This window comes from Burkholderia sp. LAS2 (genome assembly GCF_018417615.1).
GTDB classification, from domain to species: domain Bacteria; phylum Pseudomonadota; class Gammaproteobacteria; order Burkholderiales; family Burkholderiaceae; genus Burkholderia; species Burkholderia sola.
Genome location: NZ_CP071052.1, coordinates 2,302,539 through 2,327,064 on the forward strand (window position 1 = coordinate 2,302,539; position 24,526 = coordinate 2,327,064).

Annotated in this window: 18 protein-coding genes; 4 read left to right on the forward strand and 14 right to left on the reverse strand. The window is 65.9% G+C overall.

The annotated features are described in order from the left end of the window. Nucleotides 1-5 precede the first annotated feature (5 nt). Entirely contained in the window at nt 6-437 is a 432-nt protein-coding gene (locus JYG37_RS10630; RefSeq protein ID WP_050012700.1) for a hypothetical protein, read from the forward strand. Between the two features lie 85 nt (nt 438-522). Beyond that, nucleotides 523-1,257 (forward strand): autoinducer binding domain-containing protein, encoded by a 735-nt coding sequence (locus JYG37_RS10635; protein WP_124593092.1) that lies wholly within the window; start codon nt 523-525, stop codon nt 1,255-1,257. Here the strand turns inward: JYG37_RS10635 and JYG37_RS10640 are convergent. From JYG37_RS10640 to JYG37_RS10665, 6 genes are read right to left on the reverse strand one after another with little or no spacing between them, the layout of a single operon-like run. Further along, nucleotides 1,180-1,962 (reverse strand): glutamine amidotransferase, encoded by a 783-nt coding sequence (locus JYG37_RS10640; RefSeq protein WP_124640231.1) that lies wholly within the window; start codon nt 1,960-1,962, stop codon nt 1,180-1,182. The genes JYG37_RS10635 and JYG37_RS10640 overlap by 78 nt on opposite strands. A 20-nt stretch (nt 1,963-1,982) precedes the next feature. Further along, complete coding sequence (locus tag JYG37_RS10645) at nt 1,983-2,627, reverse strand: glutathione S-transferase family protein (protein WP_050012677.1); 645 nt, start codon at nt 2,625-2,627, stop codon at nt 1,983-1,985. Next, the gene (gene metC / locus JYG37_RS10650; protein ID WP_050012701.1) at nt 2,621-3,814 is read right to left on the reverse strand and encodes a cystathionine beta-lyase; all 1,194 of its coding nucleotides are present in this window, start codon (nt 3,812-3,814) and stop codon (nt 2,621-2,623) included. Before metC ends, JYG37_RS10645 begins: the two co-directional genes overlap by 7 nt. A 35-nt stretch (nt 3,815-3,849) precedes the next feature. After that, on the reverse strand, nt 3,850-4,503 hold the full coding sequence (locus tag JYG37_RS10655; RefSeq protein WP_050012679.1) for a pyridoxine/pyridoxamine 5'-phosphate oxidase: 654 nt from the start codon (nt 4,501-4,503) through the stop codon (nt 3,850-3,852). Between the two features lie 8 nt (nt 4,504-4,511). Further along, nucleotides 4,512-5,414: an HpcH/HpaI aldolase/citrate lyase family protein gene (locus JYG37_RS10660; protein ID WP_050012680.1), complete on the reverse strand. Its 903-nt coding sequence runs from the start codon at nt 5,412-5,414 to the stop codon at nt 4,512-4,514. 49 nt (nt 5,415-5,463) lie between these two features. Further along, nucleotides 5,464-6,606 (reverse strand): acyl-CoA dehydrogenase family protein, encoded by a 1,143-nt coding sequence (locus tag JYG37_RS10665; protein ID WP_124630373.1) that lies wholly within the window; start codon nt 6,604-6,606, stop codon nt 5,464-5,466. A 114-nt stretch (nt 6,607-6,720) separates the two neighbouring features. On the opposite strand from JYG37_RS10665, the gene JYG37_RS10670 reads away from it, so the two are divergent. Both JYG37_RS10670 and JYG37_RS10675 read left to right on the forward strand, forming a co-directional pair. Next, nucleotides 6,721-6,984, forward strand: a complete 264-nt coding sequence (locus JYG37_RS10670) for a hypothetical protein (protein WP_124630372.1) — start codon at nt 6,721-6,723, stop codon at nt 6,982-6,984. A 53-nt stretch (nt 6,985-7,037) separates the two neighbouring features. Further along, nucleotides 7,038-8,051 (forward strand): hypothetical protein, encoded by a 1,014-nt coding sequence (locus tag JYG37_RS10675; RefSeq protein ID WP_089488454.1) that lies wholly within the window; start codon nt 7,038-7,040, stop codon nt 8,049-8,051. Between the two features lie 34 nt (nt 8,052-8,085). Here the strand turns inward: JYG37_RS10675 and JYG37_RS10680 are convergent, their stop codons facing one another. From JYG37_RS10680 to JYG37_RS10715, 8 genes are all read right to left on the reverse strand, one after another. Further along, nucleotides 8,086-8,664, reverse strand: a complete 579-nt coding sequence (locus tag JYG37_RS10680; protein WP_060733857.1) for a YbhB/YbcL family Raf kinase inhibitor-like protein — start codon at nt 8,662-8,664, stop codon at nt 8,086-8,088. A 471-nt stretch (nt 8,665-9,135) separates the two neighbouring features. Beyond that, entirely contained in the window at nt 9,136-11,856 is a 2,721-nt protein-coding gene (locus JYG37_RS10685; RefSeq protein ID WP_050015431.1) for a TonB-dependent receptor plug domain-containing protein, read from the reverse strand. A 718-nt stretch (nt 11,857-12,574) separates the two neighbouring features. After that, on the reverse strand, nt 12,575-15,742 hold the full coding sequence (locus tag JYG37_RS10690; RefSeq protein ID WP_124630371.1) for a multidrug efflux RND transporter permease subunit: 3,168 nt from the start codon (nt 15,740-15,742) through the stop codon (nt 12,575-12,577). Between the two features lie 46 nt (nt 15,743-15,788). After that, nucleotides 15,789-17,432, reverse strand: coding sequence for an ABC transporter ATP-binding protein (locus tag JYG37_RS10695; RefSeq protein ID WP_124630370.1), 1,644 nt, complete (start codon nt 17,430-17,432; stop codon nt 15,789-15,791). Beyond that, on the reverse strand, nt 17,429-18,544 hold the full coding sequence (locus tag JYG37_RS10700) for an ABC transporter permease (RefSeq protein ID WP_050015436.1): 1,116 nt from the start codon (nt 18,542-18,544) through the stop codon (nt 17,429-17,431). Before JYG37_RS10700 ends, JYG37_RS10695 begins: the two co-directional genes overlap by 4 nt. After that, nucleotides 18,498-19,550, reverse strand: a complete 1,053-nt coding sequence (locus JYG37_RS10705) for a microcin C ABC transporter permease YejB (RefSeq protein ID WP_124593080.1) — start codon at nt 19,548-19,550, stop codon at nt 18,498-18,500. The genes JYG37_RS10700 and JYG37_RS10705 overlap by 47 nt, the downstream gene beginning before the upstream one ends. A gap of 13 nt (nt 19,551-19,563) precedes the next feature. Next, on the reverse strand, nt 19,564-21,444 hold the full coding sequence (locus JYG37_RS10710; RefSeq protein WP_213345387.1) for an extracellular solute-binding protein: 1,881 nt from the start codon (nt 21,442-21,444) through the stop codon (nt 19,564-19,566). Nucleotides 21,445-21,684: 240 nt separating this feature from the next. After that, nucleotides 21,685-24,510 (reverse strand): TonB-dependent receptor, encoded by a 2,826-nt coding sequence (locus tag JYG37_RS10715; RefSeq protein WP_213345388.1) that lies wholly within the window; start codon nt 24,508-24,510, stop codon nt 21,685-21,687. Nucleotides 24,511-24,526 lie beyond the last annotated feature (16 nt).

Sequence of the window (24,526 nt, forward strand, 5' to 3'; positions counted from 1 at the left end):
ACCCGATGCCTACCCACCACGCTGAAAACGCGCCGTCCGCACTGGCGGCGCTCGCCGTGTTCGACGTCACGGAATTTCCGCTCGTCGTCGTGCGCAACGATGCAATCGCATCCGCCGGCTACGCGCAGCGCTGGCTCGACGACATGCACGCGCTGATGCGGCACGGCGAGCCGTTTGTCATGATCTTTCCGCCGGCCCGGCCCGACGAGCAGCACGACGACCGCAAGGAACGCGGCATGTGGCTCAAGCAGAACCGCGCCGCGCTCGCCGCGGTCTGCCGCGCGCTCGTGTCGGTCGAACCGGACCCGCGCGAGCGCGAAGCGGCCATCGCCAACGCGGCCGGCATCGAAAAGGCGTTCGGGATTCCGTTCGACGTGACGGCTTCGCTCGACGACGCGAAGCAGGCCGGTCGGCGACGCTTGACGGAGGCGGTCTAGCGCGGCCCGTTCGCGCGCAACGCCTCGAACCGGTTGCGCAAGTCCGCCTGATTGCAGATTCCAACAATTAAACGGGGTGGCCTGTATGAAAGGACTGGATTGTCTGAAATGGTTGGTACCCGGCGACACGGACGCGTCATGGCAGCGAATGACCGACGCGGCCGCCGGCATGGGGTTCGACAAGGTCGTGCTGATCGTGTTGCCGTTCGCCGGCGCGTCGTTCGATCTCGCGCGCAAGTGGAGCAGCGGCGTGCCGGGCTGGACGGCGCTGTACCGGCAGCGGCAGTTCGACCGCATCGACCCGATGCTGCAGCATTGCTTCCGTTCGGCGCTGCCGCTCGTCTGGGACGGCGCGCTGTTCGGGCTGCCCGAGCAACGGCCATGCTACGAAGCGGCGGCCGCGTACGGCATGCGCAGCGGCGTCGTGCTGCCCGTGCGCGGCCCGAAGGGGGAGGTCGGCATGCTGTCGTGCGCGAGCGCGGACGATCTCGCCGCCACGTGCGAGCGCTGCGACCGGCATCTGGCGGCGCTCACGCTGTTGCGCGACATCGCCTGCGAAGCGATCGCCGGCACACGCTGCCACGCACCGCCCGACAGCGTGCCGCGCCTCAGCCGGCGGGAGGTCGAGTGCCTGCGCTGGCATGCGGCCGGCAAGACCTCGTGGGAAATCGGCCACATCCTGAACGTGACCGAGTCGTGCATCAACTTCCACTTCATGAACATCCGCCGCAAGTTCAACGTGTCACGTCGGCACGAAGCCGTGCTGCGCGCGGTCGAGTGGGGGCTGATCAGCATCTCCGACGTGACGGTGCCGACCTGACGCCGGCGTCTCGTCGAGCCAGCGGTCGAGAAACGCGCTGAGCCACGCGGCCGTCGCGCGGTCGTGCCGGCAGCCTTCGCTGGCCTGCGTCGCCAGGTCCTGCGCGCCGGGCACCGTCAGCTTGTGCGCGGCCGCCGTGCTCCAGCGCCGCATCATCGAATAGCTCACTTCCGGATGGAACTGGACACCGTACGCGCGCGGCCCGTAACGGACGGCCTGGTTCTCGAAATGCTCGCCGGTCGCGAGGATCTCGAGCCCGGCCACGCGCTCGAAGCCTTCGCGATGCCACTGGTACACGTGCGACGGCCATGAACCGAGCCGACGGCCGGCCGGCGTCGCGGCGATCGGCCAGTAGCCGATTTCCGCGCGCCCGTCGCGATGCGTATTCACGCGCCCCCCCAGATGGCGAATCATCATCTGCGCGCCGAGGCAGACGCCGAGAAACGGCGCCGCCTCGCGCAGCGGCACACCGATCCAGTCGATCTCGTCGCGGATCCAGCGATCGCCGTCGTTGGCGCTCATCGGCCCGCCGAACACCACGGCGCCCGCATGGTCGGCGAGCGTCGCCGGCAACGGATCGCCGAGCGGCGGGCGGCGGATGTCGAGTGGATGGCCGCGGGCGGCGAGCAGCCGGCCGATCCGGCCGGGGCTCGACTGTTCGCGATGCAGCACGATCAGGATCGGACGAAGGGCTAAGTGCGTCATGTCGGGTGGTCGGTAGAAGGTCAGCCCGGCTGGCCGCGCAACGCGTCGAACGACACCATCACCTGTTCGCGATAGGCGGGCCGTCGGCACAGGCGGGCGTACCAGGCCTCGACGTGCGGCAACGGCGGCCGCTCGACGTCGAGCGAGAAATAGCGGAACAGCGTCGCACCGGCCGGAATGTCGGCCAGGCCCGGCGACGCGCCACCGAGAAACGGCTGGGTCGACAGCAGCCGGTCGAGCAGCCGGTAATGCGTCGCGCTGCGCGCGGCCTTGTCGAGCACGATCGCCTCGTCGCGCCGCTCCGGCGGCGTTCGCACGAGCGCCCAGAACAAGCCGGTCATCACGTCGGGTTCGAGCGCGGTCTGCGACCAGTCCATCCAGCGCTCCGCGCGCGAGCGGGCGAACGTGTCGCGGCACCAGAACGGATTGTTCGGCACGCGCGCGGCAAGATAGCGCAGGATCGTGTGCGACTCCCACACGACGTCGCCGTCCCAGTCGATCACCGGAATTCGGCAGGTCGGATTCAGCGCCGCGAACGCGGGCGTCTGCAGCGAGCCATGCTCGCCGCCGACCGCAATATGCCGGTAAGGCAGGCCGAGCTCGCCGATGAGCCACAACACCTTCTGCACGTTGAACGACGTGCGGCGGCCCCAGACGGTCAGCATCGCGCGGCATCCTCGCAAGCGGCGATCGACGCGCATGCCGCATAGCGGTCGAGGCCCGCCGCAAGATCGGCGATCAGGTCGTCCGCATCCTCGAGCCCGATGTGCAGGCGCACGCCGCGGCTACCGGACGGCCAGCGCGCCGCGAGGCCGTGCGCGTCCAGCTCGAACGGCAGCGCGAGGCTCTCGTAGCCGCCCCACGAATAGCCGAGCCCGAACAGCGTCAGGTGATCGAGAAACGCGTCGATCGCATGCGCGGGCGCGGGCTGCAGCACGATCGAGAACAGCCCCGACGCGCCGCGGAAATCGCGGCGCCACAGCGCGTGGCCGTCGTCGCCCGGCAATGCCGGATACAGCACCCGCTGCACCTCGGGACGCCGCTCGAGCCAGCTCGCGACGGCGAGCGCGTTGCGCTGGTGCTGCCGCAGCCGCACGCCGAGCGTGCGCAATCCGCGCAGCGCGAGATAGACGTCGTCGGGGCCCGCGCACAGTCCGAGATCACCGTGCAGTTGCTTCAGCGCGGGCCACGCGCGCGCGTTGGCCGACACCGTGCCGAGCATCGCATCCGAGTGCCCGACCAGATACTTGGTGCCGGCCTGGATCGACACGTCGATCCCGAACGCATGCGGCTGAAAGAACAGCGGCGTGGCCCAGCTATTGTCCGCGATGACCTGCGCGCCGTGCGCGTGCGCGAGCCGCACGAGGGCAGGGATGTCGTGCATGTCGAACGTGTAGGAGCCGGGCACCTCGACGTACAGTGCGCGCGTGTTCGGACGAAACGCGGCCGCGACGGGCGTGCTGCCGTCGTACCACGTCGTCTCGACGCCGAGCCGCGCCAGCACGCCTTCGCATGCGTGACGCACCGGGCCGTAGACCGATGCGGTCATCAGCAGATGGTCGCCGGGTGTCAGGCACGACAGCAGCGCGAGCGTGCATGCGGACAGGCCCGACGGGCACAGCACCGCGCCGGCGCCGCCTTCGAGGCTCGTCACCGCGCGCTCGAGCGCGTCCGTCGTCGGCGTGCCGCGACGGCCGTAGATATACGGCTGCGTGCGGTTCAGCAGATCCGACACCGTCGGGCTGAGCACGGTCGACGCATGGTAGACGGGCGGATTGACGAAGCCGTGCCATGCGGCGCTGTCGCGGCCGGCGTGCGCGAGCCGCGTGTCGTCGTGCAGGCGGTCATGCATGCCGTCGCGCGGCAGCGACGGCGGTTCGTCACGCTTCACGGCCATAGCGCGCACCGCTCCCAGCGCTCGCCGGCGCGGCGATAAGCCTGCCGCGCGAAACGGCGCGAACTGTCGGCCCGCCAGAACTCGACGTCGTCCGGCGCCAGCGTATACAGGTGCCAGTCGTCCGACACGAGCGCCGGATCGGCGGCCAGCCGTTCGAGCTGCGCGTCGATCGCACGCGCCAGGTCGGCCGGATCGTCGAGCCGTTCGCTTTGCCGTCCGGCCAGGATGCTCGCGCGCGACCGCTCGGGGCGGCTCGCGAAATCGGCATGGCCTTCGGCGTCCGGCAAGCGCTCGACCGGGCCGCTCAGCCGGATCTGGCTCGCGATCGCGGGCCAGTAGAACGTCAGCGCCGCGAACGGCAGGTTCGCGAGCTGGCGCCCCTTCGGACTGCGTGCGTTCGCCGCGAAATGCCAGCCGCGCGCGTCGAGGTTCAGCAGCACGACGGAACGTGCATCGGGCCGTCCGTCCGGGCGGACCGTCGACAGCGTCGTCACCTGCGGTTCGAGCGCGCCCGCGGTCACGGCCTCGTCGAGCCAGCGTTCGAACTGCGCGTGCGGCGTATCGGCCCAGTGGTCGGCCGGCACGTGCGGCGCGGCATGCGCGAGGGTTTTCAGCGCCTTCAGGCGCGTGGCGATCGTATCCATGGCGACACTCATGCGATGCCGAATTGCGTCGCGCGGGCGATCAGCCGATGCGCGGCGAGATAGTCGGGGACTTCCGCGAGGAAGCCGTCGACGACGGCGGCGGCTACACGACGGCCGCCGGAGGTACGCCGCGCGTGATCGAACGCGTCGATCACGCGGCGGGCGAGAGCGACTTCATCGGCCGTCGGCGTCAGCACGCGATTGACGGCCGGCACGAACTGCGCGTTGACGATCGCTTTCGCCTGGTAGCCGAGGTCGCGCGACACGCGCATGTCGAGCTCCGCGCCTTCGTTGTCGGCATAGCTGTACGGGCAGTCGATCGCGGTCACGCCGACCGCCGCGCATTCGACGCGAAAACGCGAGCGCACGTAGTCGAGCTCGCGGCCCGCACGGGTGCGCTCGGCACCCATGTCGGCCACCATGTCCTCGGTCGCGACGAGCACGGCCGACACGCGCGGGCTCGAGCGTGCGATCGCCATCGTGTTCACGAGGCCGAGCGTCGTCTCGACGTTCGGCACCAGTTCGGTCGAGCCCGGCGCGATGTCGTATTCCCGCTCGAAACGCGTGACGGCTTCGTCGAGCGCGACGACCTGCTCGGGCGTCGCGACGTACGACATCATCACGATGTCCGGGCGGCCGCGCATCGCGGCGCGCAGGTCGTCGATGCCGCCCGCGTCGAGCGGATTCACGCGTACGGACGCCAGCACGCCGGCGTCGCGCCAACCGGCGAGCACCCGCTCGCTCAGTTCGCGCGCGGCCGGGCGCCGGTCGGGAGGCGTAAAGGTTTCGAGTTCCTGGATCAGCACATCCGCGCCGCTCGCGGTGCCGTCAACGAGCGCATCGTGATCGGCGCCGGCGAGAAACAGCCAGGAGCGGCGCAGGCGGGAAGGGCGTCGGTTCGTCGGTGTCATGCGTGGTTTCCTGTAGGGCGCGGGGTGCGCGTGGCGATGGCGCGGGCACTCAGCCGGCGCGCATCATCTGGTTGAAGATGTTCTTGCGATGCATTTCCTCGGTGCCGCCGACGCTCATGAAGCCCAGCGCGTCCGCCGCGAACGCGGCCACGGGCCCGGCCTGATAGCCGAGGCTGCCGTACAGCCGCACGAGACCGATCGCGCCGTCGACGAGATCCTGCGCGCCGACCAGCTTCGCGATCGAGCACGTCATCAACGCCTGCGGGTGATCCGTCAGCAACTGCGCGAGCGCGCCACGCGCGAGCCACGTGCCGCGCTCGATGCCGATCTGCAGGTCGACGAGGCGGCGCTGCACGTACTGGTGGGCATCGATCGTGCTGTCGAAGCTGCGTCGCTCGCGGCAATAGCCGATCGCATCGCGCAGATAGGGCGCCGTCACCTGCGCCGCGACGAGGCCGTAATAGAGACGGCCGAGCGAGATGATGTCGATCAGGTTGCCGAGCCCGGCGCCCGGTTCGCCGAGCAACTGGCCGCGCGTGATCGGACAGTCGTCGAAATGCAGCGCGCCGGTGGGCAGGTCTTCGAGGCCGAGCTTGCGGTCGGGCGGGGACACCGTCATGCCCGGCTGATCGCGATCGACGATGACGAGCGCGGTGTTGCGCCGGCCCGGCGTTTCGATGCGCGTGACGACGAGAATGAAGCGCGCGAGCGGCGCATGCGCGATATTGAATTTGCTGCCGGTCAGCCGGTAGCCGTCGCCGTGCTCGGCGAGCGTCGTCGCGATGCTGCGCACGTCGGTGCCGGTGCCCGGCTCGGCAATCGCGGTCGCGCTCAGTTCGCCACGCAGGATCGCGCCGAAATAGCGGTCCTGCTGCGCCGCCGTGCCGTGGCGCTCGAGTGCGCGCACCATGCCGGCCTGCGCGATCACCGACAGCAGCAGCGCAGGGCGGCGGATCGACGACGCAAGCCCTTCGAGCGCCGCGGAAAAATGCCACCAGCCGTGACCGTCGCCGCCATACGTGTCGGGCACGATCATGTCCCACAGTCCTTCGTGCCCAAGCCGCGTCCAGCCGGCCTCGTCGAATTCGGCCGGCGTGCGGCCGTCCTGCTCCACGGCCGCGGCGATCTCCGCGCCGATATCGCGAAAGCGCGCACGTGTCGCGTACTGTTCCTGTGTCCAGTCGAATGGCATCTGTCGTGTCTCCGGTCGAAGCGGCGCGGCCGTCGACGGCGCGCCAGCGATGACGACAAGGTTAAGGGGGCAGGGACAGCGCAGGTACTGGCAGTAGTGGTAGTTGCAGGGTGAATGAGCGGTTTGGCGGGATCGGGAGAGGGCGACACGAGCCTGATCTATGTAGACAAAAACGGGGCGTCGCGTTGCGGCGGGGATCAACGACATGTCGCATTTCAGCCGCACGTTCTGCGAACGGTTTGCGACATCGTCGCGCGGCTCGCGGGAACGACGGGCGAGCAGGCGAGCGGTTGCATCGTCGATGGCTTCGTCGTCGATGCGCCTGCCCGATGTCGGCATGCGATGCACGTCAGCCGTCTGACCGGACGCCGCCTATAATCGCTATCAACTTCTCCACGAAATCGCGGTGACCAAGGTGAGGGGGTGTCCAAATGGGACCGTGCCGTCGCATCCGTTCGCGCTTCGTCCTCGCAAGCTCGATCGCTGGTCTGACAATACTGGCGTGCCCGGTACACGCGCACGCCGAGGACGGTCCTTCGAGCTCGCCGAGCGGGCCCAAATCATCGGAGAGAACGCTCAACGCCTATGCGGTGTATGGCGACGGACGCGCGACCGAAGGCGGCGACATGCATTGGCGTGCGTACGAAGTCGGCTTCGGCGACGTCTTGAATGACTACCTCTCCGTCTATCTTGCCTATTTGAACGAGGGGCATCCGCTGGATCACCACCGTGACGGTTTCGCCGCGTTGGGTTCGTTTCGTTGGCCGCTCGGCAGTCGTATGGCACTCGAATTTTCGGCGGGCCCGTATTTCAGCATGGACACGACACATGTCGACGACCAGCCACGCAATGAAAAGCGCTGGGGCGTGCGTGCGTCGGCAGCGGTGCGGTATTACGTCGTTCCCAACCGCTTCTTCCTCAAGCTGCAGTACAACCACGTCCAGATGATTGGCGGATTCAATTCCGACGCGGTGCTCTTCGGTATCGGCTCGGATTTCGGCGGCGCTCCTGGCCCGGTGTTTTCGGACGGCAAGACGCAGGTCGGCGTTTGGGCCGGGACGTCGCAGACGAACCGCCCTCGAGTGCCGATCGAAAAAGGATACATGGTCGAAGTCAAGCGGCCGCTCGGCAATGCGTGGGCCTATTCGGCGAGCTTCATCTATGAAGGCAACAATGGCGTGGCCGGCCGACGAGGCGTGGCCGCGCAATTCTGGTACGTCGCGCCGGTCACGAGCAAATGGACGCTTTCGGCCGGCGTCGGTCCGTATCTCTCGCGGGATCGGAACGACGTTTCCGGCACGACACGACTCAATGCGTTGCTCAGCGCGCAAGTGGCCTATCGGATCACGAACGAGTGGGCGGCGAGCTTGCGCTTCAATCGTGTCGCAACCGGCAACGACAAGGACCAGGACATGTTCATGGTCGGCGTGGCGCGCAATTTCTAGTGATGGTGGAATGTCATTGGCGTAATGACAACCATCAATCGTGAGTCAATGCGCGACGATATCGGGCGACGTATTTCGCCTGAGCGATGACTTTCCCGTGCATCTGATAGGCGACGAGTGCAGGACTCGCCGCCGGCGCCACGTCAATTTTTTCCACGTCCAAGGCCGACGCCGTCACGACATATCGATGCGACGCCCCCGGAGGCGGGCAGGGCCCACCGTATCCGGATTCGCCAAAGTCCGTCAACGTCTCGACAGCGCCCGCCGGCAGGAATTTCGGATTGCCGGAAGCGCCTTTTTCGATCGACGACTCCGAAGGTGGAATATTGACGATCTCCCAGTGGGTCCAGCCGAGCCCGCCGGTCGGCGCATCGGGGTCGAAAATTGTGACGACGATGCTCTTCGTGCCGCGCGGAACGTGAGTCCACGAAATTCGCGGCGAAACGTTCTGACCGCGACAGCCAAAGCCTCCGTACACGTGTTCGTTCGTAAAATGCCCGTGACTGAGGTCATCGACCATGATGGTGAACGGCGCCGCGCTGGCGATCGCCGGGATGACCGCTAGTGCCGCTGAAGTGCATAGAATCGCGGAAAATAAAATCCTCGATCGCATGATGTGCTCCGTTGAAGGGTAAGCGTTCAGTACAACGGTAACAACGGTATCGTGTAGCGATTCGTCCCGGAAGCCAGATTCGCGAACCACGGTGTTGCCTTCGCTGCAACGTCGTTGGCAGGACGTTCAGTCGATTCGATCGTCGCTCGTGCCGGCGAGGTCGAATCCGGCTGGCTGCATGGTCGGCTCCCGGGCTTACTCAACGAGCCGTCCAGCATGCCAGCAGTCAAAAACACGACATCTGTAAATAGCCAGAACACGACATTAGGATATGGCCGCTACAACAAAAAATGTTGATAATGTTGATTATGTCAAATAACAAAGATCGACTGCACGAGGTGCTGCTGGCCGAGCGCCTTCGCATTCAAACCCTCCACCTCTGATCCTCGTAGGAGTCGATGTGCTCATTCTTCGTCGTCCCGGCGCGGGCCGCGCGCCGGGACGGGTTGCCGCCTGGCGGCCTCCTCGCCGTCAGAACCGGTACGTCGCCCCGATCTGGAAGAAGCGGCCGAGATCCGTGTAGAGCGACTGGTCATAGCCAGTGATGTCGGGCACGGCTTGCCACTCGACGTCGAACGGCGGTTTCTTGTCGAAGAGGTTCGTGATGCCGCCGTAAATCGTCCAATGCTTGAAGCCGCGATAGTTGAACATCAGGTTGAACTGGCTGTACGACGCCACCGATCCCGTACCGCCGTCGCCGAATTCCGCGGCCACGGCGTTCGTATATGGCCCAGTGTATTGCCAGGTCAGCGTGGTAGTCAGCTGCCGGTAGTCCCAGCTCAGGCTCGTATTGCCCTTCCAGCGCGGGTTGCTCGCGCCGAATGGCTGCAGCAGCGCAAGGTTGTTGCCGGCGAAGTCCTGCGGTGCGGTTCCGGGGCTGTGCAGCTTGAAGTGCCACACATAAGTCCAGTCGCCTGCGAGCGTGAACGTGCCGTACTTGGTGCGCAGCGCTTTGCGGAAGTTGAGATCGAAGCCATCGGTATCGAGCGCACCGAGGTTCACGAAATGCTGAACGAGGTAACGCACCGACCCGTCAGCGTTGCGCACGACGCGCGAGGGATCGTTGGCGACGAGCACCGCGTTCGGATCGTCCGTGCCGATGACGCCGTCGATGCGGACCTTGTAGAACGCCGCGCCGATATCGGTCATCGCATCGGGTGAAAGCTGGAAGCCGATGTTGTAGTTCTTCGTGTGCTCCGGCTGAAGATTCGGATTGCCCGCGACTTGCTCCGTCGTGAAGTGCTTGGTCGGCACACCGCTCGGATCGTTCGGATCGACGAGGTTCTGGTGAGAGAGATAGACGGCCTGCGAGTTTTCGACGAGGGTCGGCGCGCGGAAGCCGCGACTGTACGATGCATACGTCGTCAGCATTTGCACCGGCTGGAAACGCAGCGCAAAGCTCGGCGAAAACGCCCCACCGAAGTCGCTGTAGTGATCGTAGCGGCCCGCCTGCGTGAACGTCAGATTGCGCAGGATCGGAATGTCGACCTGGTAGAACGCGGCGGCGACGTTGCGCGAACCCTCCACCGTCTGCACGTTCGCCGGTGCGGATACGCCCTGCGACGCGAGCGTCTGGGGGTTGATCGTCGACGATTCGTGGCGGAACTCGGTGCCCAGGCCCAGGCCGACCGGGCCCCCGGGCAGCGTGAAGAGATTCGACGTCGAGGCCTTGGCCGTCACGCTGTCGACCTTCGAGATGGCCTGCTGATCGTCGTCCGTGAAAACGCCGTTCAGGCCGTTTGGCGTGGAGGCCGGGTTCGAGAAGTTATAGGTGCCGTTCGCGAGCATGTTCTCGAGGCCCGCGGCGTTGATCCGGTTGCGATACGTCGTATCGACGGTGCTCTGCGAGTGGCCGTAATCGGCCGACCAGTCCCACGCGCCGAATCTGCCCGCGTCGAGCGAGCCTTTGACGCCCGTGTTCGCCATCCAGAACGTCGATACCGTGTCCGCCCTCACGACGTTGCCCGGGAAAGTCAAGTTGATCGCCGTCGGCACGCCGAACGGGTTATAAGGATTGCTCACCGGTACGGTGCGCGGCAGCGGCGAAACGGACCCGGTCGAAGGGTTGTAGACGTTCGTCGTGCTCGAGATCGACGCCGGTCCCTGCAACTGGACGGTTTCATCGCGGCTCACCCAGAAGCCCGCATAGGCCTGCGTGTTGTCGTCGATCTTGAAGGTGGCGCGCACCTTCGCGTTCAGGCGCGTCGTGGACGGAACGAGCGACGTCGACGCGGCCGGGTTATACGTGCAATTGGTCGCGCTCGTCTTGCTGCCGGGCGGGCACGGCGAAAGCGGCACCTTGGAGCCGTCCGCCAGCGACCAGTACGATTGCTGGTTCGGCCCGAGCGGCGCTGCCAGTCCGCCGGGATATTGCGTGAAGTCTTGCGCCGACGTCATGTCTCGATCGCCGAGCGTCGAACCCGAATCGCGGTAATAGCTGGCGGCCGCGGTGACGTTGAAGCGATCCGAATTCAGGTCGCCGAAGCCGGCCAGTACGCTGAAGTTGCCCTGCCCGTCGCCCGGATGCTGCGCCTTGCCGAGTTGGCCGTCGATCTGCAGGCCCTGAAAGTTCTTCTTCGTAATGATGTTGACGACGCCCGCGATCGCGTCCGAGCCGTAGACGGATACCGCGCCGGTCTTGACGATCTCGACGCGCTCCACCATGTTCAGCGGGATCGCGTTGACATCGAAGAACGTGTCGGTGAAGTTCACCGACTGCGCATAGTTCGCGACGCGCTGGCCATCGACGAGCACGAGCGTGTATTTCTCGCTGAGCCCGCGCAACGCCATGCCGGCGCCGCCGGGTGCCGAGCTGTTCATCGTCGTCTGGCCCCAGCTGCTTGCGGAATTGGCCGAGGTCGAACGCAGGAAATCGGCGACCGTCGTGTATCCGCTTTGCTGGATTTCCTTCGCGGTGATGACCTGCACTTCGGTGTGGCCGACCTTATCCGATGTGCGGATCAGCGAGCCCGTCACTTCGAACTTGTCGAGCTTTTTCACGGTCTGCCCGCCCGCAGCGGCGCCGGACGCCGGCGCGGGCGCGGCGGCGGCCGTGCTGCCGGTTTGCTCGGCGGCGACGCTCCCGTCGACAGGCGTTGTCTGCGCGTAAGCGGAGGTACCCAAAGCCGCCGTCAACGCGACTTCAGCCCATGCGATGCTGCGTATTGCCGATCCCAAAGCCGTTGGTTTCATAACACCCCTTTCCCTTTGTCGTCGCAAGGCCTGACCTTTTTGTATGCACGGAGACTCGCCGGCCTTTAAATAGCGTTGCCCCGCGTTCCTGATTCGTCATCTGACGATCACAACCATTCCGTCCACCTTCCCATTTCTTTCAAAATTATTTCCTCCGCTTATGAGTGGAATGAATTTGAAATACAAGAAGCTGAATTTCTATAGAATTAGGAAGCCTAATTACATGGATCGGTATTTCCGCGTATCGAAAGGCTGCATACGCGCTACGCCCTGGAACATTCTCACCATGGCGCTTCGTCAATCAGTGCGTACGGGTTGCCAGGAAGGCAGTCTCCCGTTGAAAGGCTTCTTTACGTATTCACTTTGAAAGCATTAATTCACGGAACATGAATTACCGTTTACTACCAAGTTTTACATTGGACGCGAACATAGCAGGACAGAATCGACGCGTCAAAAAATATTTGATGCCACATAACTTTGTTTAGGTGCAATAGATGCACTCGGTTGGTGCCGAATAAAAATCGATATGGTTCATCAGCCGCTACCGTTGTCTTGTCTTCCTTGTTCGGCTGCTTTTTCACCCGTTCGCGCATGCGCCGCAATGGAGCATGCGGCCGGTACTCGCCAGTCCGAACTTTTTTGTTTACCAGAGGGAAGACGCGAATCCTTGGCATGGAAACAGTCCGAACGCGTGGTCGATGAATCCCCATCACTACCATCAATCGATCTCCAGATTCCCGGCCGTTTCCACGCGCGGCGCCTCGCGCTTCGTCACCGCTGCATGCCGCCCGCGCCGGCCTATGGACACGACTACCCGAAACGCCACCGGCGCGAACACCAGCCCGAATATCGTCGCCGCCAGCACGCCCCCGAACGCGCCGGTCCCGATCGAACGCCGGCTTTCCGCACCCGCGCCGGTCGCCAGCACCAACGGCACGACGCCGAGCAGGAACGCCATCGACGTCATCACGATCGGCCGAAACCGCACGGCCGCGGCCTCCACCACAGCCTGCCGCAGCGGCACGCCGCGCCCGACGAGTTCGCGTGCGAACTGCACGATCAGAATCGCATTCTTCGCCGACAATCCGATCACCGTAATCATCCCGACCTTGAAGTACACGTCGTTCGGCATCCCGCGAGCGAACGCCGCCGCCAACGCGCCCACGATGCCGAGCGGCACGATCGTCAGCACCGACAGCGGAATCGTCCAGCTTTCATACAAGGCGGCGAGCGCCATGAACACCGCGAGCACCGACAACCCGACCAGCAGCGGCGTCTGCCGCTCGGCAATCCGCTCCTCGCGCGCCGCGGCGACCCAGTCGTAACCGATCCCGGCCGGCAGCATGGCGGCCAGCCGCTCCATCTCCGCCATCGCCGCACCCGAACTGGTGTGGGTCGCCGCCCGGCCGCTGACGTCGAGCGACGGATAGCCGTCGTAGCGATTCAGCATCACGGGCCCGACCGTCCAGTGCGGCGCGGCGATGGCCGACAGCGGCACCATGTCCCCCGTCCGGTTCGGTACCGTCAGCGCCATCAGTTGCGCGTCGGTCGCACGCGCGGCCGGGTCGGCCTCGACGATCACGCGGCGCATCCGGCCCGACGCCGGAAAATCGTTGATGTAGTTCGAGCCGAACGTGCCGCCGAGCAGCCCCGCGATGCGCTCGAACGGCACGCCGAGCGCATATGCTTTCGCGCGATCGACGTCGAGCTCGATGCGCGGCGCGTCCGGCAAGTCCTCGAAATGCACGGACGCGAGCGCCGGGTCCGCCTTTGCACGCGCGGCCAACTGCTCGCGGGCGGCCTTCAGCGCGTCGAGCCCGACCCCGCCGCGATCCTCGAGACGGAACGTGAAGCCGTCCGCGTGACCGATGCCGGGCACCGACGGCGGCAGCGTCGCCTGTACGTCGCCGTCGAGAATCGCGTCGAAACGCCGGTTGAGGCGATCGCGCAACGTCATCGCATCGACGTCGCGCTGCGCCCAGTCCTTCAGGTCGACGAATGCCATCCCGACGTTCTGCCCGCTGCCCGCGAAACTCCAGCCGATCACGCTCGTCACGTTCGCGACGGCCGGCTCCGCGCGCAGGATCGCCTCGACGCGCTGGACGACCGCGAGCGTGCGCGCCTGCGTGGCGCCGGCCGGCAACTGGATCATCACCTGCAGCTGCCCCTGGTCCTCGGTCGGCAGGAAGCCGCCCGGCATCGTCCAGTACAGCAGCCCGCACACGGCCAAGAGTGCGACATAGATGCCGACGACCGCACCCGTGCGGCGTACCGCCGACACGGTGACGCGCCGATAGCTGGCCTCGGCGCGCGCGAACGCGACGCCGAAGCGGTCGGCCACGCGCGCGCCGAGGCTGCGGCGCGGCACGCCCCCGCCTTCGTGACGGACGACCGGTTTCAGCAAATTCGCGCACAGCGCCGGCGTGAGCGACAACGCCATGAACGACGACACGAGCATCGACGCGATCATCGACACCGCGAACTGCCGGTAGATGCCGCCGACGCTGCCCGGGAAGAACGCCATCGGCACGAACACGGCGGTCAGCACCGCGGTCACGCCGACGATCGCCCCGCCGATCCGCTTCATCGCGTGCCGCGTCGCATCGCGCGGCGACACGCCCGCCTCCATCACCCGGTGCACGCTCTCGACGACGACGATCGCATCGTCCACGAGAATGCCGATCGCCAGCACGAGGCCGAACATCGTGAACACGTTGATCGACAGCCGGAACACCCACATCGCGACGAACGCGCCCATCAGCGTGACCGGAATCACGACGGTCGGCACGAGCGTGTAGCGCAGCTCGCGCAGGAACAGCCACATCACGCAGAACACCAGCACGACGGCCTCGACGAGCGTCAGCACGACTTCCCGGATGGCGATCTTCACGAAATGCGCGCCGTCGAACGGAATCTCGACCGCGACGCCCGGCGGCAGCGTCTTCGACAGCTCGGCAAGCCGCGCGCGGATCGCGTTCGACGTTTCGAGCGCGTTGCCGCGCGGGCCGAGCTGGATGCCGACGGTGGCCGCCGGACGGCCGTTCAGCCGCGAATAGAACGAATAGTCGTCGCGGCCGATTTCGATGCGGGCGACATCGGCGACGCGCACGACCGAACCATCCTGCTTCGACTTCAGCACGATCCGGCCGAACTCCTCCGGCGACGTCAGCTGTCCCTTGACGACGATCGTCGCGGTGAGCTGCTGGCCGCGCACGAACGGCGCATCGCCGATCGCGCCGGCCGTCACCGTCGCGTTCTGCACGCCGATCGCCGCGATCACGTCGTCGGCGCCGAGGTCGTATTCGCGCAACTTGCCGGGATCGAGCCAGACCCGCAGCGCCTCGTCGGCGTCCCACAGCTGGGCCGCGCCGACCCCGGGCGCGCGCTTCAGCTCGCGCAGCACGTAACGGTTCAGATAGTCGCCGAGCTGGGCGGAGTCGCGCGTGCCGTCGGTCGACGTCAGCGTGACGAGCATCAGGAACGTGTTGGCCGCCTTGAACACGCCGACGCCCTGCTGCACGACCTGCTGCGGCAGCCGCGGCTCGACCTGCTTCAGCCGGTTGTTGACGTCGACGAGCGCGATGTCCGGATCGGTGCCGGGCGCGAACGTCACGTCGATCTCGAGATTGCCGTGACCGTCGCTGCTCGTCTCGTAGTACTGCAGCCCGTCGGCACCGTCGAGGCTTTCCTCGATGATGCTGCCGACGTCGGCGTCGACCGTCTCGGTCGACGCGCCCGGATAGGTCGCGGTGATCACGACGCGCGGCGGCGCAAGGCGCGGATACTGCGCGATCGGCAATTGCGGAATGGCGAGCATGCCCGCGACGACGATCGCGAGCGCGACGATCCACGCGAACACCGGGCGGTCGATGAAGAACGATGGCATCGGCGTGCGTCAGCGAACGGTACGGGCGCGCCGTGCCCGCTTCACGTCACTCATCCGCGCCCCCTTCCCGCTGCAGCGGACCCGGTTCCGGTGCGAGCATCGACGACGCGAGCAGCGCCTGCGTATACGGGTGGGACGGCGCGTGCAACACGTCGAGCGTATCGCCCTCCTCGACCACGCGCCCCGCCTTCATCACGATGACCCGATGGGCCATCGCGCGCATCACCGCGAGATCGTGCGTGATGAACAGGTAGCTCAGTTGATACTTCTTTTGCAGGTTCGTCAGCAGATTCAGCACCTGCTTCTGGATCGAAACGTCGAGCGCGCTCGTCGGCTCGTCCAGCACCAGCAGCTCCGGCTCCACGGCCAGCGCGCGCGCAATCGCGATGCGCTGACGCTGGCCGCCGGAAAATTCGTGCGGATAGCGAAGCATCGCGTCGGCCGGCAGGCCGACCTCCTGCAGCAAGGCAGCGACCCGCGTGCGCCGCGCGGCGCCGGCCACCTCCGGCCGGTGCACGGCAAGCCCCTCGCCGACGATCTGCTCGACCGTCATGCGCGGCGACAGCGAGCCGAACGGATCCTGGAACACGACCTGCATGCGGCCGTACAGCGCGCGCCGGCCGCGTGTCGTGCGCAGCGACGCCAGCGGCATGCCGTCGATCTCGATGCCGCCCGACGCCGGCCGCTGCAGGCCGAGCACGGCCGCCGCCAGCGTCGATTTCCCCGACCCGGATTCGCCGACGATCCCGAGCGTCTCGCCGCGCCGCAGGCTCAGCTTCACGTCGTGCACGGCCCGGAACGCCGTCTTGCCGAACACCGCGCGCCAGCCCTTCGTCGCGATGCGGTAATCGACGGCGAGTTGCCGCACGTCGAGGATCGTCTGCGCACCGGCCGCGACCGGTTCGACCGCACGTTGCGGCGCGCTGTCGAGCAGCCGGCGCGTGTACGCGTGTTGCGGCGCGGCGAACAGCGCGCCGGTCGTGTTCGTTTCGACGAGCACGCCCTGCTCCATCACGGCCACGCGCTGCGCGAAGCGCCGCACGAGATTCAGGTCGTGCGTGATCAGCAGCACGGCCATCCCGCGCGCGGCGGCCTCCTGTTCCTGTAGTTCGATCAGCAGGTCGACGATCTGCTGGCGCACCGTCACGTCGAGCGCCGTCGTCGGCTCGTCCGCGAGCAACAGCCGCGGCCGGCACGCGAGCGCCATCGCGATCATCGCGCGTTGCCGCTGGCCGCCCGACAACTGGTGCGGAAAACTGTCGATGCGCCGCTCCGGCTCCGGAATCCCGGTGCGCCGCAGCAGCGCGATGCCGCGCTCGCGCGCGTCGCCCGGCCGCAGCCCCTCGTGCAGCCGCAGGCTCTCGGCGATCTGCTTGCCGATCGTATACAGCGGATTGAGCGCCGTCATCGGCTCCTGGAACACCATCGCGATATCGGCGCCGCGGATGCCGCGCATCTGCTGCTCGGTCTTCGCGAGCAGATCCTCGCCGTCGAACAGCATCTGTCCCGACAGCGTCGCCTGCTGCGCGAGCCGCAGGATCGACAGCGCCGTCACGCTCTTGCCCGAGCCCGACTCGCCGACGAGCGCCACGCGCTCGCCGCGCCCGACCGCGAGGCTCAGGTCCTGCACGGCGGCTTTCGCGCCGAAGTGCGCGGAAAACCGTCGAATGTCCAGCAAAGGAGTCGTCATCGTTGCTCCCCGCCGAAGGCCGAGCCGCGCGCGCGCGTGTCGAGCGCATTGCGCAGCGCGTCGCCCATGAACGTGAGCAGCAGCAGCGTGACGACCAGCGCCGAGAACGCGGAGATCGAGATCCACCACGCGTCGAGGTAGTTCTTGCCTTCCTGCAGTAGTTCGCCGAGGCTCGGCGTCGGCGGCTGCACGCCGAGGCCGAGGAAGTCGAGGCTCGTCAGCGACAGGATCGCCGCACTCATCCGGAACGGCAGGAACGTGATCACCGGCGTCAGGCTGTTCGGCAGCACGTGCCGCCACATGATCTGCCAGTTCGACAGTCCCATCGTGCGTGCGGCCTTCACGTAGTCGAGCGCGCGGTTGCGCAGGAACTCCGCGCGCACGTAGTCGGACAGCACGAGCCAGCCGAACATCGACAGCAGGACGAACAGCAGCCACAGCGACGGCTCGAAGATCGACGCGAAGATGATCAGCAGGTACAGGTCGGGCAGCGCGCTCCAGATCTCGATCAGGCGCTGCCCGACGAGATCGGTGCGCCCGCCGTAGAAGCCCTGCAGCGCGCCCGTCAGCACGCCGATCGCGACGCCCGAAACCGTCAGCGCGAACGCCATCAGCACCGACAGCCGAAATCCGTACAGCAGCCGCGCGAGCACGTCGCGGCCGAACTGGTCGGTGCCGAGCCAGTTGCTCGCGGACGGCGGCGCCGGATACGGCCGCGACGCGAAATAGTCGATCGTGTCGTAGCGGTAGCGGTTCGGCGGGTAGATCGCGAAGTTGTCGTGCGACTCGATCTTCGCGCGGATGTATGGATCGAGATAGTTGGTCTTCGCCGGGAAATCGCCGCCGAACTGCGTCTCCGGATAGTCCTTCACGATCGGGAAATAGAAATGCCCGTCGTAGCGCACCACCAGCGGCCGGTCGTTCGACAGTCCTTCGGCCAGCAGGCTGAGCGCGAACAGCGTGGCAAAGATCACGAGGCTCCAGTAGCCGAGCCGCTGCGCGCGAAACCGCCGCCACGTGCGTCGCCATGGCGACGGCGACGCCGCGCATGCGACGGCGGCCGGATCAGTGGTCCAGGCGGTTGAACTGGATACGGGGGTCGACGAGGACATAGCAGACGTCAGCAATGAGTTTGGTCAGAAGGCCGATGAGCGTGAACAGGAACAGCGAACCGAGCACCACCGGATAGTCGCGGCGAATCACCGAGTCGTACGAGAGCTGCCCCATCCCGTCGAGCGAGAACAGCGTCTCGATCAGCAGGTTGCCGTTCAGGAAGGCGCCGACGAACGCGGCCGGCAACCCGGTGAGCAGCGGGATCGCCGCATTGCGCAGTACGTGCTTCCACAGCACGTCGCGCTCCGGCGCGCCCTTCGCGCGTGCGGTCAGCACGTATTGCCGGCCGATTTCATCGAGGAACGTGTTCTTCGTGAGAATCGTGACGATCGCGAAATTGCCGACCACCGACGCCGTCACCGGCAACGCGATATGCCACAGATAGTCGAGAGCCTTGCCGATCAGCGTCAGCTCGTCGAAGTCGTCCGAGGTCAGGCCGCGCATCGGAAACACCTGCCAGAACGTGCCGCCGCCGAACAGCATCAGCAGCAGCACGCCGAGCACGAAGCCCGGAATCGCGTAGCCGGCGAGCACGAGCACGCTCGTTACCGTGTCGAAACGCGAGCCGTTGCGCACGGCCTTCGCGATGCCGAGCGGCACCGACACGAAGTACGTGAGGATCACCGTCCACAAGCCCAGCGTGATCGACACCGGCAGCTTCGAGCGGATCACGGCCCATACGCTGCGGTGCGCGAAATAGGACTGCCCGAGGTCGAACGTCGCATAGCTTTTCAGCATCAGCGCGTAGCGTTCGAGCGGCGGCTTGTCGAAGCCGAACTGCTTGCGGATCTGCTCGATCTGCTGCGGATCGACGCCCTGGCTGCCGTGGTAGCCGCCCCCGCCTCCGCCCGCCTCGCCTCCACGCGCGCTGCCGTGGCGCAATTGCGTGAGCACCTGCTCGACCGGGCCGCCCGGCACGAATTGCGTAACCGCGAACGTGATCGTCACGACGCCGATCAGCGTCGGGATCATCAGCAGCAGGCGCCTCAATATGTATGCAAGCATCGTCGCTCCCTCGTCAGGCCGCCGCGGCGGGTTGTGGCCGTGCTACCGGCTTCTTCACGTACCAGTAGTCGATGATCCAGTCCTCGTACTGATAGGAAGCCGGCACGACCGGCGGATGGCCGAGCGTCGTCTTGTACGCGATCCGCGCGTTCGGCATGTAGTACTGCGGAACCAGCACGTACAGGTTGATCAGCACGCGGTCGAGCGCGTGCGTGGCTGTCTCGAGATCGTCGAGCGTATTGGCCGCAAGCGCCGCGCGGATCAGCGCATCGACGGCCTTCGACTTCACGCCCGGATAGTTCTCCGAGCCGGGCTGCGATGCGGCCTCGCTGCCGAAACGACGCGTCAGTTCCGCGCCCGGGATCGTCACGGGCGAGTAGATATACGTCGTCATGTCGTACTCGAAATTGTCGAGCCGCTTCTGGTAGAGCGCGCTGTCGATCTCGTGCAGGTACGCATGGATGCCGAGCGTCGCGAGCGCCTGCGCGTACGGCAGGATCAGGCGATCCATGCCGGGCTGGTCGTCGATGATCTCGATCGACATCGGCGTGCCGTTCGCGTCGCGCAGCGCGCCGTCCCGGTAGTGCCAGCCAGCCTGAGCGAGCAGGTCGCGCGCTTGCTTGAGGTTCGCGCGCAGCGAGCCCGGCGGCAACGTCGACGGCTGCTTGACCATCGGGCCGAACACCTCCGGCGGCAGCGTCGAGCGGTACGGTTCGAGCAGCGCGAGTTCCTTCGCGCTCGGCATGCCCGACGCGGCGAACGGGCTCGCGTCCCAGAAGCTGTTGGTGCGGCGGTACTGCCCGTAGAACATCATCCGGCTCATCCAGTCGAAGTCGAATGCCAGCGCAAGCGCGTGCCGCACGCGCACGTCCTGGAACATCGGTTTGCGCAGGTTCATCAGGAAGCCCTGCATCTGCGCGGGGCCGTCCGGGAACTCGCCCCTCTTCAGCATGCCGTTGCCGAAATTCTTGCCGACGTACTTGCGCGCCCACTGCGTCGAGCTGTACTCCATTCGCGCATCGACATCGCCGGCCTTGAACGCCTCGAGCGCCGTGTACTGGTCGAGATACAGCTTGAACGACACGCGTGCGAAACGGAACATCCCGCGCCGCGACGGCAGGTTCGCGGCCCAGTAGTGCGGGTTGCGCACGTACGCGATCTGCTTGTCGTTCCTGCGCTGCTCGATCAGGTACGCGCCGCTCGCGATCGGCGGCTCGTTCGCGATCTGGTCGAACGGCGGCCGCGTACCGTCCGCGTGTTGCCCCCACTTCGGCGAGAACACCGGCAGGTCGCCCGCGATCAGCGCGGCGTCGCGCTCCGCGTGCTTGAATTCGAAGCGGATCGTGTGGCCGTCGACGACCACTGCGCGCCGGATGATCGAGAACTGCGCGTTGTACAGCGGCGACGCCTGCGGGCTCGTCAGCGTATCGAACGAATACTTGACGTCGGCCGCGGTGATCGGGTCGCCGTTCGAGAAGCGCGCGGCCGGGTTGATGTGGAACGTGGCCGACTGCCCGTCGGGCGCCACCTCGACGTCGTCGGCAATCAACGCGTATTCGGACGCGAGTTCGTCCCAGCTGCGCTGCATCAGCGTGTCGAACATCAGGTTCTTGATGTCCGGTGCGGGCGAGCCGCGCACGAGGAACGGGTTCAGCGAGTCGTAGCTCTGCGCTTCGTCGTAGTTTTCGAAGTTGAGCGTGCCGGTGTCCGGCGCCTGTGGGTCCGCATAATCGAAATGCGCAAAGCCCGGCGGGTATTTCGGCTGGTCGTATTGCGCGATCGCCGACACCGCGAGCGCCGCACGTGGCATGGCGCTACCCGACACGAGCAGCACGGCGCATGCGAACAGCGCCGCGCGCGGCACGCCTGCCCATCGCCATTTCAACAGTTTCATGGTCGGTCTGTCCGAAAGCGTGCGGGCGCGAGGCCTGCGCGCGGTAGATTCCTGTGCAGGTTGCCGCGTGCCACCTGCATCCCACTGGTTGTTCGTGCTGAAAACGATCCTGCGAACTGCATCGCCGCACGTCCCGGTTGCAGGCCGTCGTGGCGCCAGGCGAAAAAGGGCCGCTCCAAAAAATGGGGAGGTGGACGTGGAGCGGCCGGTCTAAAGCCTATCGGTGCATCGCAATCGCCATCAGAACTTGTAGGTCGCGCCAACCTGCGCGAATCGACCGACATACGTGTACAGCGACGTGTCGTAGCCCGTCTGGTAGCTCGCGTTCATATAAACCGGGTCGAACGGCGGCGCACGATTGAAGATGTTGTCGATGCCCGCATAGATCGTCCAATGCTTGAAGCCGGTGTAGCTGACCATCAGATTGAACTGGCTGTACGAAGCCACGCTGTCCTGCATGTTCGGATATTGGCCCGGCGACAGGATGGCCTGGCTGTACGGTCCCGTGAACATCCACGTCAACGTCGCGTTCCATTGGTTGTGGTAGTTCCAGTTCAGACTCGTGTTGCCCTTCCAGCGCGGGAAGCTGCCGCCGAACGGCTCGTTCAGCGAACCGTTGTTGCCCGCGAAGTCGGTCGTCTCGCCGCCCACCGGCATCTTGAAGTGCCACACGTAGGCCCAGTCACCCGACAGCGTGAACGTACCGATCTTGGTCGACACCGACTGGCGGAAGGTGGTCTCGAAGCCGTCCGTATCGAGCGACGACAGGTTCATATACGGCAGCAGCACATACGCGATCGAGCCGTTCGGGTTACGGATCACCTTCGACGGATCGTTCTGGTCGACCACCGTCTGGATGTCTTCCGTGCCAATCACGTTGTCGATGTGGATCTTGTACCAGTCGAAGCCGAAATCGGTATTGCGGGTGGGCGACAGCTGGAAGCCGATGTTGTAGTTCTTGGTCCGCTCCGGCTGCAGCTTGCTGTTACCGGTCTGCACTTCCTCGACGAGGTTGTATGCGTTCGGGTTGTTAGGATCGTTCGCGTCGACCGCGCCCTGCGCGCCGTAGGTCCTCGACGAGGTGTTTTCGATCAGCGTCGGTGCGCGGAAGCCACGGTTGTACGAACCGTACATCGTCAGCTCGCGGATCGGCTGGAAGCGCAACGCGAAGCGAGGCGAGAACGCGCCACCGAAGTCGCTGTAGTGGTCGTAGCGCCCCGACTGGCTGAACGTCAGGTTCTTCAGGATAGGAATGTCGATCTGGTAGTAGACCGCCGCGACGTTGCGCTCCCCGTTGACCGACTGCAGCGACGGCTGGATGAGCGTGCCGTTCGCGTAGTCCGCGCCCGTACCGATGTACTGGCTCTGGTGCGTGAATTGCGTACCGAGACCCAGGCCGACGTTACCCGTGGGCAACGTGAACAGGTTCGGCGTCGACAGCGTCGCGTCGACAGCATCGAGCTTCGTGATGGCCTGTGTCGACGTGCTTCCGTACAGTCCGTTCAACCCGTTCGGTGTCGACGATGGATTGGCGAAGTCGAACACGCCGTTCTGGACGATATTTTCCAGTGCGGCCGCGTTGATCAGGTTCGAATAGTTGTTCGACACCGTGTCCTGCGAATGCGTGTAGGACGCCGTCCAGTCCCAATCCCCCACGCGTGGCGTGCTGAACGAGCCTTTCACGCCCGTCGCGGCACGCCAGAAGTTGGAACTCGTATGCACGGCCTGCGCGGCCGGGAATGCGTAGACCAGTTTGGCCGGCACGCCAAACGGGTTATACGGGTTGCTGCCCGGCACAAGGTTCGAAATAGGCGCGAGACCGCCCGTTGCCGGATCATAGGTCTGCGTGCTGTTGCCGAGGCGGCCGACGAAGTTGTTCGTGACCGTCGTATTGTTGCTTTCCCAGAGATCGGCGAACGCCTGCATCGCGTCGTTGATCTTGAAGTCGGCGTGCACCTTCGCGCTCAGGCGTTCAGTCCACGGCGACAGCGACGATGCGTACGCGGTGTTGTTTGCGCAGACCGTGCCGGGACCGTTGACCTGCGCGACGGAGGTGCCCGGCACGGCCTGGCCTCCGTTCGGACACGGGCTCAGCGGCACCTTCGCGCCGGTGGTCGGATTGCGCCAGTAGGAGACGCTCTGGTTCGACAAGCCGCCCGGGAAATTGGAGAAGTTCTGGTTCTGCGTCGTGTCGCGATCGGCGATCGAGATGCCGTTCGACTTGTAGTAGCTGGCCGCCGCCGTCACGTTGAAGCGGTCGGCGTTCAGGTCACCGAAGCCGCCGAGGATGCTGAACTTCGTCGTGCCCTGGCCGCCTTCACCGTTCGTCGCGCCACCGTAGCTGCCCCCCAATTCAAGACCCTGAAAGTTTTTCTTCGTGATGATGTTGACCACGCCCGCGATTGCGTCGGAACCATACTGAGACACCGCGCCTGTCTTGACAATTTCGATACGGTCGATGATGTTGAGCGGCAGCGTGTTCAGGTCGAAGAATTGATCGCTGCCGTTCACTGCGAACGCATACGGCGACACCCGCATGCCGTCGATCAGCACCAGCGTGTATTTCTCGCTGAGGCCGCGCAGCGCGATACCTGCGCCGCCCGGCGCGAAGCTGTTCGTCGAGCCCTCGCTCCAGCTGCTTGCCGAGTTGGCCGAGGTGCTGCGCAGGTAGTCAGCGACGCTGGTCTGGCCGCTGTTCTCGATGTCCTTGCTCGTGACGGTCTGAACCTGGTTGAAGCCGACCTTGTCAGCCTGCCGGATCAGCGAACCGGTCACTTCGAACCGCTTGATCTGCGCTACCTTGCCCTGTCCGTTCGCGCCGGGCGTGGCAGGCGTCGCCTCGGCTGCCGCACCGGACGCCGAGGCGCCCGTGGCAGCGACAGCGCTCGTCGCACCGTCCGCCTGTGCAACGGTCATCGGTGCGCCGTTCGCGACCGCATCCGCGATCGATGTGGCACCCGGCGCCGGCTGGCTCTGGGCGAACGCCGGCGGCACCAGCGCGGCCGTCAGCGCCAGTTCCGCCCAGACTATCCTCTTGATGGCCAACGCCAAAACTCTCTGCTTCATCTTGTTCCCTCTCGCT

Excerpts from the sequence above, each read along its gene's own strand:
- JYG37_RS10660 (WP_050012680.1), bottom strand. The coding sequence starts at position 5,414 with ATGACACCGACGAACCGACGCCCTTCCCGCCTGCGCCGCTCCTGGCTG.
- JYG37_RS10635 (WP_124593092.1), top strand. The coding sequence starts at position 523 with ATGAAAGGACTGGATTGTCTGAAATGGTTGGTACCCGGCGACACGGAC.
- JYG37_RS10705 (WP_124593080.1), bottom strand. The coding sequence starts at position 19,550 with ATGCTTGCATACATATTGAGGCGCCTGCTGCTGATGATCCCGACGCTG.
- JYG37_RS10670 (WP_124630372.1), top strand. The coding sequence starts at position 6,721 with ATGAGCGGTTTGGCGGGATCGGGAGAGGGCGACACGAGCCTGATCTAT.
- JYG37_RS10680 (WP_060733857.1), bottom strand. The coding sequence starts at position 8,664 with ATGCGATCGAGGATTTTATTTTCCGCGATTCTATGCACTTCAGCGGCA.
- JYG37_RS10675 (WP_089488454.1), top strand. The coding sequence starts at position 7,038 with ATGGGACCGTGCCGTCGCATCCGTTCGCGCTTCGTCCTCGCAAGCTCG.
- JYG37_RS10715 (WP_213345388.1), bottom strand. The coding sequence starts at position 24,510 with ATGAAGCAGAGAGTTTTGGCGTTGGCCATCAAGAGGATAGTCTGGGCG.
- JYG37_RS10665 (WP_124630373.1), bottom strand. The coding sequence starts at position 6,606 with ATGCCATTCGACTGGACACAGGAACAGTACGCGACACGTGCGCGCTTT.
- JYG37_RS10655 (WP_050012679.1), bottom strand. The coding sequence starts at position 4,503 with ATGGATACGATCGCCACGCGCCTGAAGGCGCTGAAAACCCTCGCGCAT.
- JYG37_RS10710 (WP_213345387.1), bottom strand. The coding sequence starts at position 21,444 with ATGAAACTGTTGAAATGGCGATGGGCAGGCGTGCCGCGCGCGGCGCTG.
- JYG37_RS10690 (WP_124630371.1), bottom strand. The coding sequence starts at position 15,742 with ATGCCATCGTTCTTCATCGACCGCCCGGTGTTCGCGTGGATCGTCGCG.
- JYG37_RS10695 (WP_124630370.1), bottom strand. The coding sequence starts at position 17,432 with ATGACGACTCCTTTGCTGGACATTCGACGGTTTTCCGCGCACTTCGGC.
- metC (WP_050012701.1), bottom strand. The coding sequence starts at position 3,814 with ATGCATGACCGCCTGCACGACGACACGCGGCTCGCGCACGCCGGCCGC.
- JYG37_RS10685 (WP_050015431.1), bottom strand. The coding sequence starts at position 11,856 with ATGAAACCAACGGCTTTGGGATCGGCAATACGCAGCATCGCATGGGCT.
- JYG37_RS10630 (WP_050012700.1), top strand. The coding sequence starts at position 6 with ATGCCTACCCACCACGCTGAAAACGCGCCGTCCGCACTGGCGGCGCTC.
- JYG37_RS10700 (WP_050015436.1), bottom strand. The coding sequence starts at position 18,544 with ATGTCCTCGTCGACCCCCGTATCCAGTTCAACCGCCTGGACCACTGAT.
- JYG37_RS10640 (WP_124640231.1), bottom strand. The coding sequence starts at position 1,962 with ATGACGCACTTAGCCCTTCGTCCGATCCTGATCGTGCTGCATCGCGAA.
- JYG37_RS10645 (WP_050012677.1), bottom strand. The coding sequence starts at position 2,627 with ATGCTGACCGTCTGGGGCCGCCGCACGTCGTTCAACGTGCAGAAGGTG.